Origin of the sequence: Paenibacillus sp. 598K, assembly GCF_003851045.1 — a bacterium.
Lineage (GTDB): Bacteria > Bacillota > Bacilli > Paenibacillales > Paenibacillaceae > Paenibacillus_D.
In genome coordinates this window covers 157,160-170,247 of sequence record NZ_BFBX01000031.1, presented here as the reverse complement: position 1 = coordinate 170,247, position 13,088 = coordinate 157,160, and the positions used below count along the sequence as shown (strand labels likewise).

Genomic DNA, 13,088 nt, shown 5'->3' with positions numbered 1-13,088 from the left:
GGAATTCGGTGCGTACTACCTTAAGAAATTTCAAGAAGTTCCGAAACACCAACATAAACGTGCCCTCGTCTTAACGGCAAGAAAGCTTGTGCGTCTGGTCGATGTGCTGCTACGCAACGGCCAACTCTATACGCCACGGAAGATGGTGACGCCTGCGAAGGATTAACGCCTCCTTTGCTAAAGTCCCTCTGACTAATTCCTAGTTAAAATCTGGCATTCACCTTGATTTTCGGCTGGGTTTGGTTTGGTGTGCCTATTTTTCGGCGCTAACGGCTCTTACAGCCATGAGAATTTCCAATTCGACCGAATTAGGGGCTTGACATCATACCGCTGGACTATATTACATGTGTTATACTTGCCAAGGCCAAGGGCTTTGTGCCCATTGCCAAGGGAATTTGCTGTAGCTGTGACCGAATTGCAGCAATGGACCATAGCGAAGCTCGAACGCCTGCGCGCTCTGCTGACGTTGCTGGGCGAGCTGGTTGAACTGCTGCAGCGCCTGCATATCGGTAGGGTGCGTATCGAGGTAAAGCGTCAGCTCGACCAGCGCAAAATCGAACTGCTGCAGCTCCAGCAAGCTGCTGTAGTACTGATCATCCAACGTTGCGCTCACCGGGAGGCCTCCTTTCGCCATTTGGACTCGTAAGGGCTGAACAATGCCGGCCACAATGTGCCTGCGCGCAGCGCCTCAGGCAACGGAAATTGCGGCAGGTTCATCGGCTGGAACGTGATAAACTGGTTGGGCGGGACAACATACGTTTTGACGCCGATCGGCGGACAAGGGTCATGCGGCCCCCGGAATGGCACATATTCACGTACCTGATTGGACATTCGGTTTGCTCCCTCCTTTGTGCAAGCGGACGGATCACTTCATTGCGACCCGCGGACATGGTACAATAGTCTGGCTTGCTTCTGAATGACGATGGACAAGGCGGTGGGCTTTTTGAAAAAATGGACGGCAATTTTGCTCGTTTTGATCGGTGCGCTGATCGTCATCCGGCTGCTGCCGTTCACCTCGTTCCTGCGCATGCTGGATACGATGGTGCACGAGTTCGGGCATGCCGCGATGACGCTGCTGCTCTCAGGTCAGGTCGAGCGCATCGAGCTGAACAGCGATCACAGCGGCGTTACCTATTCTGCGTTATCCTCGCACTGGCGGTTGATTGCCGCCTCGCTGGCAGGTTATCCTGTGGCCTCGCTTTTTGCCGTTGCGATGTGTTACTTGTATCGCATCCGCAAGCAAGCGGCCGGACTTGTGTTGCTCAGCGCCATTGCGGCGATTATGCTGTTGTTTTTTGTCCATTCGGGATATGGCGTATGGTGGCTTGCCGGATTTATCGTGTTGAATAGTGTTAGTTTATTAATGGGTCCTAAGGTGCAGAACCTCTATTATCCGCTGCTTGCCCTGCTGGCGCTCACCGAACAGTTCGTCTCCGCGCTGTTCCTGCTGCTCGCTGCGCTTACCGCACCTTCCGGTGCGGGCGATGCGACGAATCTGCAGCGTCTGACCGGCGTGCCTGCCGCATTCTGGTCGTTGTTGTTCGTAGCGATTGCCTTGTGGTGCGTGCGTGCCGGACTTTATCAGTTTGTCAAGGAGCGCCCGCCCGTGAAGGCCGGAGCGATGGCGCGCGCATGATGGATACGCTTCTCGTGGCGGTCCGGTTGCTGGGCAGAGGCTCGCGGCTTGACCCGCGCAACGCAGTATAGACAGGCTTTTTGGAGGCTGATGACAAAATGAACACCCGAAATATCGCTACATTATCGTTGCTCGTGATGGGGATCGGTTTTGCGGTCATGCTGTTTTTGCCCGATCATCTGCTCGTGCGGCTGCTCAAGGGAGGATTCGAGGCCGGACTAGTCGGCGGGATTGCCGACTGGTTTGCCGTGACCGCGTTGTTCCATCATCCGCTGCAAATTCCGATCCCGCACACCGCGCTGCTCATCAAAAACCGGGTGCGCATCATTCAGTCGCTCATCTCGGCGATGGAAAACGAGTTGCTCAACAAGCAGAGCATCCAGCAGAAGCTGCGCAGCTTCCGACTTGTGGAGACGATCTCCCGCGCGGCGCTGCGTCAGCTCAAAAAGCCTGCGACTCGTCAGGCGCTGCTCCGCGGCGCGCAAGATCTGCTCGAAGAGACACCGCTCGACAAGGCGGTGCCGCCGCTGCAGCAGGCGATCAGCGGCTTTATCGGCCGGATGGATCTGGGCGGCACCGCGCAGGATCTGTTGAACCGGATGATGGAGAATGGCTACGACGAAAAAGCGCTCGATTATGGCCTGCAGGAGGCGATCGAATGGGCCCGCAAGCCGGAGACGCGGGCGATGCTCGGCAAGTTGGCGAGCGAGAAGCTCGCCGAGGTGCAGATGGGCGGCTTGATGGGATTCGCGATCCAGGCCTTCTCCGGCTTCATGAACGAGGAGAAGCTTGGGCCGCTGCTGCAAAATATGGTGCTCGAGGAGCTGCGCAAGCTGCGCGAGGAGGGGAATGAGTCGCGTGCGGCGCTGCTGCGGGAGATCCGCGTAAGGCTGCTGCTGCTGGCCGATAACGAAGCGCTGCTGACCCAGCTCCGGACAGGCGCTGTTCAGCTGGCGGAGAGCGAGCGCGCCCATGCGTTCATCCTGGCCCGGCTGGAGGAGCTGCGCGCCTGGCTGCTCGGCAAGCTGGCCTTGGAGGAGGCGGCCGGAGGGACCGTCGTGCTTCGCGGTTACATCGGTCTGGCTCGCTACTTCGGCCGGAGACCGCAGCTGACATCGTTGTGGGAGGAACGCATCATCGGCTATATTATCGAGCTGGTGGAACAGCATCACTACCGGATCGGCTTGCTGGTGCGGGAGAATCTGGAGAAGCTGGACAACAAAACGCTGGTGGCGATGATCGAGCAGAAGGTAGGCAAGGATCTGCAGTGGATTCGCGTCAATGGCGCGTTGTGCGGCTTTGTCGTGGGCGTGCTGCTCACCGTCCTTCAACTGGCCATCGGTCGTTAGCCGACAGCTGCAGACGCGCAACATCATGGGCGCGCAGCCTTGTCCGACCGGGCGAGCTGCGCGCTTTTTGATGCGATGAAGCGAGGCGGACGCAACCAAAGGTTTTGCAGTTTCTCAAGGCTTTTTTGAAATTGTACTAAATTTGTCACAATTGAACCGAAAATGACGATTGATTATTTGTTTTCCCAGATTCATGTTTTTCTTCTGACGCCAAAAAGGGTATTATTATAGTTAGTGCTTATCTATAGATGCTTGACCATGAATATAACAGAGGATGGAGAGATTTACGTATGACAACACGTGATACGAAGGAAGGCCCCTGGGCGTCCTACTTCGGTCCGAACCTGGGTTATGTGTATGAGCAGTATGAGCTGTACGCGAATGATCCCGAATCCGTCGATCCCGCAACACGCGCATTGTTTGACGAGTGGGGTGCTCCGCCGGAAGGCTTGGAAGCGTCTCCCGCGGCACCGGCGGCTACCGCCTCCGTGCAGCGCGACCAGATGGCCTTGCTCAAGGATATCGTGGCCGCAGACAAGCTGATGTGGAATATCCGGACACATGGACATCTTGCGGCAGATACAGATCCGCTCAATCTCCGAATTCCTTCCGATACCCGTTTGCTGGAGCCAGAGACGTATAATCTGACCCCGGCGTCGCTGAAGGCGATCCCTGCTTCCTTGATCTGGGAGAACGCCCAGGAGGACGTGGTTACGGCATGGGACGCCATTCAGAAGGTAACGAAGATTTATACCAGCGCCGTCGCATACGAGTTCAGCCATGTGTATGTCGAGGAAGAGCGCAAGTGGCTCAACGAGCAAGTTGAGACGAATAAGGAATTGTTCACCCTGTCTTCTCAGCAGCGCATCGAACTGTTGAAAAGACTCGTTCAGGTTGAACAGTTCGAACAATTCTTGCATCGTACCTTCGTAGGCCAGAAGCGATTCTCCATCGAAGGACTGGACGCGCTCGTACCGATGCTAGATGGCATCGTCAACCGATTCGCCGATGAAGGCGCCGAGCATATCCTCATGGGCATGGCCCATCGAGGCCGTCTTAATGTGCTCGCACATGTACTGGGCAAGCCGTACAGCAAGATTTTCTCCGAGTTCCATCATGCGCCGAACAAGGATCTTATCCCGTCCGAAGGCTCGACCGGCATCAACTACGGCTGGACCGGCGACGTCAAGTACCACTTTGGCGCCGACCATTCCGTCCAGGAGAGCGGCAAGACGAAGATCCGGTTGGCTAACAACCCAAGCCACCTGGAGTATGTCGATCCTGTTGTCGAAGGTTTTACGCGGGCGGCTCAGGAGGATCGCAGCAAGCGCGGCTTCCCGGACATCGAGTTCGCCAAGGCGGTCGCGATCCTTATCCATGGCGATGCGGCATTCCCGGGCGAGGGTGTCGTCGCCGAGACGTTAAACTTCAATAAGCTGACCGGCTATCGCAACGGCGGTACGATCCATTTTATCGCCAACAACCGCCTCGGCTTTACGACAGACAACAAGGATTCTCGTTCGACGCATTACTCGAGCGACCTGGCCAAGGGCTACGAGATCCCGATCATACACGTCAACGCCGACAATCCGGAAGCGTGCATCGCGGCGGTGCGTTTGGCTTCGGAGTACCGGATTCGCTTCAAAAAGGATTTCCTGATCGATCTGGTCGGCTATCGCAGATTCGGCCACAACGAGTCGGACGATCCGGAAGTAACGCAGCCGCTCATGTACGAGAAGGTGCGCAATCATCTGACTGTCAGCTCGCTCTACGAGAATCAGCTCAAGGAAGCGGGCATTGTGACGGAAGAACAGGCGGCGGCGATTCGCGCCGAGAGCTGGCAGACGCTGCAGGATGCCTATGATCAGATCAAGAGCGAGCAGGCCTCGGGCAACGATCGTCCGGTCAAAGAGCCGGTACGCGCCATCCAGCAGGACACGGTTGAGACGGCGGTTTCGCTGAAGCTGCTTAAGGCGATCAATAAGGAGTTGCTTGATTTTCCGAAGGACTTTAATGTCTATCCGAAGCTCAAGCGGATCCTGGAGCGTCGGGCGGACGCTCTCGAGGATGGCGGCAAGGTGGACTGGGCACTGGCGGAGACGCTCGCATTTGCGACGATCCTCTCCGATGGCAAGCCGATCCGTCTGAGCGGCCAGGATGTGCAGCGCGGTACGTTTGCGCATCGCCATCTCGTCCTCGCAGACGCCAAGACGGGCGCGCCGTATTCGCCGCTGCACCGCTTGCCGCAGGCCAATGCTTCCTTTGCCATCCATAACAGCCCGCTCTCCGAAGTATCGGTGCTTGGCTTCGAGTACGGCTACAATGTGTTTTCGCCGGAGACATTTGTCCTGTGGGAAGCGCAGTACGGCGACTTCGTCAACTGTGCGCAGGTAATTATTGACCAGTTTATCGCTGCGGGCCGCGTCAAATGGGGCCAGAAGTCGAGCTTGGTCATGCTGCTGCCGCATGGCTACGAGGGCCAGGGGCCGGAGCATTCGAGCGCCCGACTGGAGCGTTTCCTGCAAAACTCTGCCGAGAACAACTGGACGGTAGCGAATTTGACGAGCGCGGCCCAATATTTCCATTTGCTGCGCCTCCAGGCCGGACTGTCGGAGACGATCCATGCGAAGCCGCTCATCTTGATGGCGCCGAAGAGCCTCATCCGCAACCCGCGCGTCGCTTCGCCAGGCCAGGAATTGGCCGAAGGCACGTTCAAGCCGGTGCTCGAGCCGGCGCCGGCGGCGCCAAAGCAAGTGGAGCGTCTGATCCTCTGCACTGGTAAAGCGGCGATCGACCTCGACGAGGCGCTGGCTGCGGAGAAGGACACGTCGTGGGTGCATGTGGCCCGCGTCGAGCGACTGTATCCGTTCCCGGAAGAAGAGGTGCGCGCAATCGTAGGCGGCCTGCCGAAGCTGAAGGAGATCGTCTGGCTCCAGGAAGAACCGAAAAACATGGGCAGCTGGACGTATATGGAGCCGAAGCTGCGGGCACTCGCCCCGGAAGGTATTCCGGTTCGTTACATCGGTCGTCCTGAGCGCTCTAGTACGGCGAGCGGCTACCAAACCGTTCACGCCTTCGAGCAGAGCCGTCTGATCTCGCAAGCCGTTACGCCATCCGAGCAGTTGAGCAAAGTTAAATCTTAATCATAGATACACAGGAGGCAGCTAACTCATGGAAATCAAAGTACCGGAAATGGGCGAATCGATCACAGAAGGAACGATTGCCAGCTGGAGCAAAAAAGAAGGCGACGCGGTCAAATTCGGCGAGCTGCTGCTGGAGCTGGAGACCGATAAGGTTAACCTGGAGATCAATGCCGAGGCAGACGGCATCCTGGAAAAAATCTATAAAAACGAAAACGATACGGTACAGGTTGGCGAAGCCGTCGGCCTGATCCGCGCAGGGGAGGCAAGCTCAGCGCCAGCTGCCGCCAAGAGCGAAGCGCCGCCGGCCGCAGCCAAGGAGGCGGTCTCGGCGCCAGCCCAGCAGCAGCCAGTATCGGCGCCTGCGGCAGACGCGGCAGCGATGCATGCTCCGCCATCGGTAAGGAAGCTCGCTCGCGAACGGGGTATCAGCCTGCAGGAAGCGTCCGAGCTGACCGGCAAGGTGTCCAAGGAGCAGATCGGCAACGCAGGCAAGCCGCAAGCGGCGCCATCTCAAGCCGCGCCTGCCAAGACTAGCGCATCCGCCGAGTCGAATCCTGCGAAGCCGGTCGACCGTCAGAAGATGTCCCGCAGAAGACAGACGATCGCCAATCGCCTGGTCGAAGCTCAGCGTACAGCAGCGATGCTGACGACGTTCAACGAAGTCGACATGACCGCGATCATGGAGGTGCGCAAACGGCGCAAGCAGTCGTTCCAAGACAAGCATAATGTCAATCTCGGCTTCATGTCCTTCTTCACCAAAGCGGTCGTGGGCGCGCTCAAGGCGTTCCCGCTGCTCAATGCGGAGATCGACGGCGAGGATATCCTCGTCAAGAAGTTCTATGACATCGGTATTGCCGTCGCATCGAAGGAAGGTCTGGTCGTACCGGTCGTCCGCGACGCCGACCGTCTCAGCTTTGCCCAGATCGAGCGCAGCATCGGCGACCTCGCCGGCAAAGCGCGCGAGAACAAGCTGGCGTTGTCCGATCTGCAAGGCGGAACATTCACCATCACCAATGGCGGCGTGTTCGGCTCGTTGCTGTCGACCCCGATCCTCAATACGCCTCAAGTGGGCATCCTGGGCATGCATACGATCCAGCGCCGTCCGGTAGCGACTAGCGAAGACGGCATGGAGAACCGCCCGATGATGTACATCGCACTCTCGTACGACCACAGAATCGTCGACGGCAGCGAAGCGGTCCGCTTCCTCGTCACCGTCAAGAATCTGTTGGAAGATCCGGAGTCGCTGTTGCTGGAAGGCTAATCGCCATGATGCAAAAACTAACGCCCCAGCCGGAGGCGATACTCTTCGATATGGATGGCACGCTGCTCCAGACGGAGACGCTGCTCGTCCATGTCCACGAGCGGCTGTTCCGCCAATTGTACGCGGAGGGGCTGTATACGAAGGAAATGCCGTCCGTCGATGTGATGCTGGGCTGCCTGGGCATGCTGCTCGAGGACATATGGCGCAAGGTGATGCCGGATGGCTCGCCCGAGGCGCATAGCCGCGCCGACGAGCTGATGCTGCAATATGAGCTGGAGGGACTCGAGGCTGGCCAAGGCGATCTCTATCCTGGCGTCGAAGCGACGCTCCGATCGCTGCGCGAGCGCGGCATTAAGTTGTTCGTGGCCAGCAATGGCCTGGAAGCTTACGTCCGGGGTATCGTCAGCGTAAAGGGGATCGACGCATTGTTCGACGGCTTGTACAGCGCCGGCCAGTACGGCACAGCCTCCAAGGTCGAACTGGTCGCTCGTCTGATGCAGGATCACGGCATCCGCACCGCGTGGATGGTCGGCGACCGTTCCTCCGATGTCGAGGCAGGCAAGCAGAACGGCTTGCCTGTGATCGGATGCGGTTATGCGGGCTTTGGCCGCGAGGAGGAGCTGGCGGGAGCGGATGTAATTATCGGCAGCTTTCCGGAGCTGCTGGAGCTGCTGCCCGACTAAGCGCGGACCACAAGCGTTAGAGAAGCCCCTGCTGCTGCTGCAGGAGAAGGACCCGAGAATGCCTCAGGCATTCTCGGGTCCTATTTGCAATGCTCCGGTCGACCGGCCGGCAGCCGTGCCGGTGGTGCGACCTGTTGTGCGACCGGTGGTGCGTCCTGTCGTGCGACCAGTCGTGCGGCCGTTGGGCCGCCGTGATTTTTGGGCGTACAGCCAGAGCGCATACTCTAGCGGCTTGGTGATCGCGAGCTGATAGGTGCGCTTGTCGCCTGCCTGCGAGAATACCTCGCGGGCTGGCTTCGGGTTCACCTCGAGCAGCCAGATGCGGCCGTTGCGGTCGATCGCCAGGTCCAGCGCCAGCTCGCATAGTCGTCCGTAGCTTTGCTCGAGATAGGCAGCGACATCAACGCTGAACGTCTCAGCCTGTTCGATGATTTGCTGCTCCTTCTCTTCATCACCAATCCAGCGGTGCAGCAGGGAGGTCATCGTCGTCGCATGACCGCCGCCGTGCAGGTTGGAGGTGATGCTGCCAGGCGGCCCGACGCGTCCCGCACAGCCCGTCGCCTCCCATTCGCCGTGCCCGTTTTTCTGCACTAGCATCCGATAGTCGTGGACGCGACCGCCCGGGAGCTTGAGCGCGATGCCTTGCTGGATCAGATACTTGCGCGATTTCATATCCCAGGCAGCGAGCTTGGCATGCAGCGCTGTGACGGATAGCGTGCTAGGCTTAATGATTTTGCGGCTATGGTCGCGGCCTTGCACGCGCCAGGTGCTGCGCTGCAGCCGTTCGATCCGGAGGATGCCGCGCCCGCCTGTGCCATTTATCGGCTTCAGGTAGAGCAAGGGATAGCCGCTCAGCATCTCGTCGATGTCGCGCTTGCCCTCGACCATCCGCGTGTAGGGGAGGAAGGGGCGGAATCGGCTTTCGGTATGCAGCCGCTTGTAGACGGTCCATTTGTTGCGCAACGGCCGGTTCAGGAAGTTGAGGTGGCCATACACCGAGCGGAACCGCTTGAGCTGCTCGAACCGGTGGCTGCGCTGGATGCGGCAGCGATCGAAGATCATGTTAGGGAAGGTGGTCCATCGGCGCGTCCATTGCTTCGTCTCCGGCTGGTAGAACAACGCATGGATGCGATGCTGCTTATAGTTGACGTCGGCAGGCGTGAAGACGAACACGCGCAAGCCGAGCTTGGCGCCTGCAACGGTCATCTTCTGATAGATGCTTCGCTCTTCCAGCAATTGATGATCATTCAGATACAAGGTCAATATGCCTAGAACAGGCTGAGGCATGCCTTACCCTCCTATACTTTACTTAACTCTTTACGGCTGCCCGCCCCGGTTTTGGTTGTTGCTTGATCAGGTAATTGCTGTAATGGTAGATGCGCTCCAACGATTTTTTGCGGATATGCTGCTCATCGAATTTCATCGGCTTGGAGTTCGCTTCGAAAAACCACATCTGGCCGTTGATGTCCACCCCCAGATCCATCGACATCTCGCCGAGCCGGGTACCGCTGCCGCGCTCGATCTGTTTGGCGATCAGGAGGGCGTTGTTGCGGACCTGGATGTAGATCTTGCGTGCTTGCTCGGGGCCAAAAAATTGGACCAACAGCTTCTCGGGATCTTCGATCGAGCCGCCTCGGGGGACGTGGGTCGTAATGCTCGCCGTTCCTGCCAGACGGGCTCCGATGCCGGTAATATCCCACTGGCCGCGCTGGTTTTTTTGCAGCAGCGCCCGCAGATCGAACGGGCGCGTCTGGTAGGAAGCCAGCTCGATGCCTTGCTGGGCGATATAAGCTTCGCCAGTGCTTTGCTTTTTGATGCGCAGCCATAGCTTTGACAGATTGGAGCACCGATAAGTGACGCTTTTTTTCTTTTCTTGGTACTTCAGACGATAAGGCATCGTCTTTTCTGGCTGCAGCTTGATCGTCATGATGCCTACGCCGGCTTTGCCGCTAACCGGCTTGAGGTAGAGGAACGAATGCTTGCGCAGCATCCGTCCCAATGCAACCGGCGTTACCAAGCGTCGCGTAGCAGGTATAAACGGTTTCGTCGTACGCGAGAGGTTCAACCATTCGAACAAATTCCATTTATTGAAAAATGACGGGTTAAACAGATGGATCTGGGGGTGCTTCATTAACGCATTAATTTTCTTTTTGACGGCGGGTTGCAGTTCGTCCTCGCGCAGCGGAATACGATTGTAGACAACGTTGGGCAGCGGGAACAGCTTTTGCTCCCACGTCTGCGTTTCTTCGGAATAGGTGAAGCCCTTGAGCCGCTGGCGCGAAAGCTTGACGTTTTTGGCGGGCAGCACATACGCGATAAATCCGGCCTCGCGCCCGACCTTGAGCAGGTCGACAAAATTATGGCGGTTGCCGCGAAACTCATGCGACTCGTCATCGATGGTCAGGATGGCCATAATCGGCTTGGCATGCGTCAGGTAACCCATCGAACCCGTCTCGGACAGTTCGAGCTCCATCAGTTATCCCTCCTGCGGAAGCGGCTCAGGTAGAGACAATGCTCCAGGATATAGCTGAGCGATGCGCGTCCTTGATCGCGCAGCGCCGGATGCTTGAAGATCGAACGTCCCGGCTTGGCATTCGCTTCGAACATATAGACCTCGCCGTCCTTGTCGATGCCCAGATCAAGCCCGAGCTCGCCGAGCGTATGCGGGAAGTTGCGTTCGATCGCTTCCGAGAGCTTGACGGCGATCCGTTTGGCATAGTCCAGCACCTCTCCCGAGCGTTCGCCGAAGGTGCGGCTGAGCGCTTGCTCCGGCGTCATCAGCGAGCCGCCGTTTTTGATGTGGGTGGTGACGCTGCCGCGTCCGGCTTTTTTGGCGCCGATGCCTGCCGGTACCCATTCGTTTTGGCCGTTTTTGTGCATGTGGAAGCGGAAGTCGAGCGGGCAGCCATCGATCTCAACCAGACGGATGCCTTGCTGGATGACATAACGGCTGATACTGCTGCCATGCCGTCCGTTCAGCATCCGCATCAGGCTGTTGAAGTTGTTGAAGCGCAGCAGCACATTGCTGCCGCCTCTACGGTAGCGAGCGAAGTAGCCTCGCTTGGGATGATAGGTCAAGCGGTAGATGCCGTTGCCGAGGCTGCCGGCCGACGGTTTGTAATAGGCGAACTGATGACGCTCCAGCAGGTCCTTGATGCGGTCGGGGGACGGGTTGGAGTAGGACTCAGGCAGATGCTTGGCGGCTTCGAGATCGCCGTCGAGCAATTTGTACACGTCTGATTTGTTGAAGAAGCTCCAGTTGAAGAATGGAATTTTTTTGCGGATAAACCGCTCGCGCAGCGATGTGATCGAGGTGGTCGTCTCCGCTTTGCGACTGGGCAGACGATTGTAGACGACATCCGGCAGCGGAACCACTTTGCGGTACCAGCCGCCTTGGGCGTTCAGGAAATAGCCGTTGATTGTGTCGTCTTGCCAGTTGATGTCGCGCGGCGTGAAGGCGAACAGATAGGCCTTTCTCTCGCCGGCCTTCAGCAGCTGGCGTATAAAGCCCGACCTTGAGCCGAAGGGCAGACTGGAGGAACGATAGCCCGAATCGGTCAGGACGCCGATCAGGGGACCCAGTTGGACTTCATTCTCCGAGAGGTTGACGACCTGTACGTTGCCGACCTTGGGCACCCGTATCGAACGCCTGACGCCTGCCGACAGATACAGGTGATGACCTTGCCGCTTGACGGGACGAATCGCCGCCGTTACGACTTCTTTGCCCAGCTTCAGATGCATCGACTTTTTGCCCGAGAGCTTCAATTGCTTGATCAGCGGACCGGACAGGTAGACCACTTTGTCGGGTTGCTGGGAGAAATGCACATTGCAATAAGTCAGACTCATGAATGGACCTCCTGATAGTTGTTCCCGCGGCTTGCATGACGGTCAACCAGAATACGGGCATATTGCAATGGACGACGAACCGAACGTTCATCGGCCTCTAGGTTGTCGGTCAAAGCGAAAATTTTCCGTCCGGGCTTGCTATTGGCTTCGAGCAGCCATAAACGGCCGCTCCGGTCGAGTCCGAAATCCAGCCCAAGCTCCAGCAGTCGTCCGGCGCGCTGCTCGAGCAGCTCTGCCGCCTGGAGACTGACTTGGCGCAGCTGGCGCATCCGCTGCTCGGCTGCGGCTGTCCCAGTCAGCTCGCAGAGGGTCTGGCGAGTCGGCAGCGCTTCGCCGCCGCCGTGCAGATTGGAGGTAATCGAGCCGCAGTCACCGCGCCGCAGCGCTGAGCCAGTCGTCATCCAACGTCCGCGGCCATCCTTCTGGACCAGGACGCGGATATCGAACGGCCGGTCTGCGGCATCGCTCAGCGTCAAGTAGGGCTGGAGTAGATAACGACTGCCGGCTGCGAGCCGCCACACCCGCTCTAATCCTTCCGAGAGCGGGCGGACGAGGGCAAAAGGGCGATTGGTCCTCGAGCGTCCCTCGATACGCAGCTGCCCGCCCTCGCAAGGCGTCAGCTTGATTGCGCCTTTGCCCTGCATGCCGCCGTCCGGCTTCAGGAACAGCCCTTCCGGATGGCGGGCTAAACCTTCGGTCAGCTGTTCGGATTGATAGAGCGGCGCGCAAGGCGGTACATGGGGGCGGAGCGCCGGCGCTTGACGCAGCCAGCGGCTGACCGTCAGCTTGCCGGGGAGCGCGCCGCCCAGACGGATCCAGCTGTGCGCCCGCGAGAGCGCAGACAGCCCTTGTCGGCTTACGGCCCGCTCGTCTGCGGAGTTGCAAAAGCAGCGGTCGTAGACGAGATCCGGCAGCGGCACTTCGCCATAATGCCAGCGCTGCCCCTGCAGCTGCCAGCCCGAGAGTCTCCCGGCGTCGAGGTCGACGTCGGCGCCGCTGAATACGATGACGCGCAAGCCGTAGTCGGGCGCGTAAGTGCTCAGCGCGCGGCACAACCGTTCCTCGGGGATCTGTGCGCCTCCGTCCCTCTCTACGGCAGACCGCAGTCGGGGCGCTACCAGCACCCCTAGCGTCGCATTGGCTTGCTTCATGGCATCTCCACCCTTGAAC

At 58.6% G+C, this 13,088-nt stretch carries 11 protein-coding genes and 1 pseudogene; 6 read left to right on the top strand and 6 right to left on the bottom strand.

Going from position 1 to position 13,088, the window contains the following annotated elements; translation table 11 throughout:
- Positions 1 to 166: pseudogene (locus PA598K_RS11315) on the top strand (IS110 family transposase); the annotation flags it as partial.
- Between the two features lie 183 nt (positions 167 to 349).
- On the opposite strand, the gene PA598K_RS11310 reads toward PA598K_RS11315, so the two are convergent.
- Together PA598K_RS11310 and PA598K_RS11305 are read right to left on the bottom strand one after the other, a co-directional pair.
- On the bottom strand, positions 350 to 634 hold the full coding sequence (locus PA598K_RS11310) for a spore coat protein CotJB (protein ID WP_128657049.1): 285 nt from the start codon (positions 632 to 634) through the stop codon (positions 350 to 352).
- A complete protein-coding gene (locus tag PA598K_RS11305) occupies positions 610 to 831 on the bottom strand; it encodes a spore coat associated protein CotJA (protein ID WP_128657048.1) in 222 nt (73 codons plus the stop codon). Before PA598K_RS11305 ends, PA598K_RS11310 begins: the two co-directional genes overlap by 25 nt.
- A 112-nt stretch (positions 832 to 943) precedes the next feature.
- On the opposite strand from PA598K_RS11305, the gene PA598K_RS11300 reads away from it, so the two are divergent.
- The 5 genes from PA598K_RS11300 (at position 944) to PA598K_RS11280 (ending at position 8,072) form a co-directional block, all read left to right on the top strand.
- The gene (locus tag PA598K_RS11300) at positions 944 to 1,636 is read left to right on the top strand and encodes a M50 family metallopeptidase (RefSeq protein ID WP_260405359.1); all 693 of its coding nucleotides are present in this window, start codon (positions 944 to 946) and stop codon (positions 1,634 to 1,636) included.
- Positions 1,637 to 1,734: 98 nt separating this feature from the next.
- Positions 1,735 to 2,985, top strand: a complete 1,251-nt coding sequence (locus PA598K_RS11295; RefSeq protein ID WP_128657047.1) for a DUF445 domain-containing protein — start codon at positions 1,735 to 1,737, stop codon at positions 2,983 to 2,985.
- Positions 2,986 to 3,275: 290 nt separating this feature from the next.
- Positions 3,276 to 6,128: a 2-oxoglutarate dehydrogenase E1 component gene (locus tag PA598K_RS11290; RefSeq protein WP_128657046.1), complete on the top strand. Its 2,853-nt coding sequence runs from the start codon at positions 3,276 to 3,278 to the stop codon at positions 6,126 to 6,128.
- A 28-nt stretch (positions 6,129 to 6,156) separates the two neighbouring features.
- Positions 6,157 to 7,389 carry a 2-oxoglutarate dehydrogenase complex dihydrolipoyllysine-residue succinyltransferase gene (gene odhB / locus PA598K_RS11285; protein WP_128657045.1) on the top strand — a complete coding sequence of 411 codons (1,233 nt, stop codon included), beginning with the start codon at positions 6,157 to 6,159 and terminating at the stop codon, positions 7,387 to 7,389.
- A 5-nt stretch (positions 7,390 to 7,394) separates the two neighbouring features.
- The gene (locus PA598K_RS11280) at positions 7,395 to 8,072 is read left to right on the top strand and encodes an HAD family hydrolase (protein ID WP_376739043.1); all 678 of its coding nucleotides are present in this window, start codon (positions 7,395 to 7,397) and stop codon (positions 8,070 to 8,072) included.
- Positions 8,073 to 8,135: 63 nt separating this feature from the next.
- Here the strand turns inward: PA598K_RS11280 and PA598K_RS11275 are convergent, their stop codons facing one another.
- From PA598K_RS11275 to PA598K_RS11260, 4 genes are read right to left on the bottom strand one after another with little or no spacing between them, the layout of a single operon-like run.
- On the bottom strand, positions 8,136 to 9,359 hold the full coding sequence (locus tag PA598K_RS11275) for a YheC/YheD family endospore coat-associated protein (protein WP_128657044.1): 1,224 nt from the start codon (positions 9,357 to 9,359) through the stop codon (positions 8,136 to 8,138).
- A 22-nt stretch (positions 9,360 to 9,381) separates the two neighbouring features.
- Complete coding sequence (locus PA598K_RS11270; protein WP_128657043.1) at positions 9,382 to 10,545, bottom strand: YheC/YheD family endospore coat-associated protein; 1,164 nt, start codon at positions 10,543 to 10,545, stop codon at positions 9,382 to 9,384.
- Positions 10,545 to 11,918, bottom strand: coding sequence for a YheC/YheD family endospore coat-associated protein (locus PA598K_RS11265; RefSeq protein ID WP_128657042.1), 1,374 nt, complete (start codon positions 11,916 to 11,918; stop codon positions 10,545 to 10,547). Before PA598K_RS11265 ends, PA598K_RS11270 begins: the two co-directional genes overlap by 1 nt.
- Complete coding sequence (locus tag PA598K_RS11260) at positions 11,915 to 13,069, bottom strand: YheC/YheD family endospore coat-associated protein (protein ID WP_185601836.1); 1,155 nt, start codon at positions 13,067 to 13,069, stop codon at positions 11,915 to 11,917. The genes PA598K_RS11265 and PA598K_RS11260 overlap by 4 nt, the downstream gene beginning before the upstream one ends.
- Positions 13,070 to 13,088 lie beyond the last annotated feature (19 nt).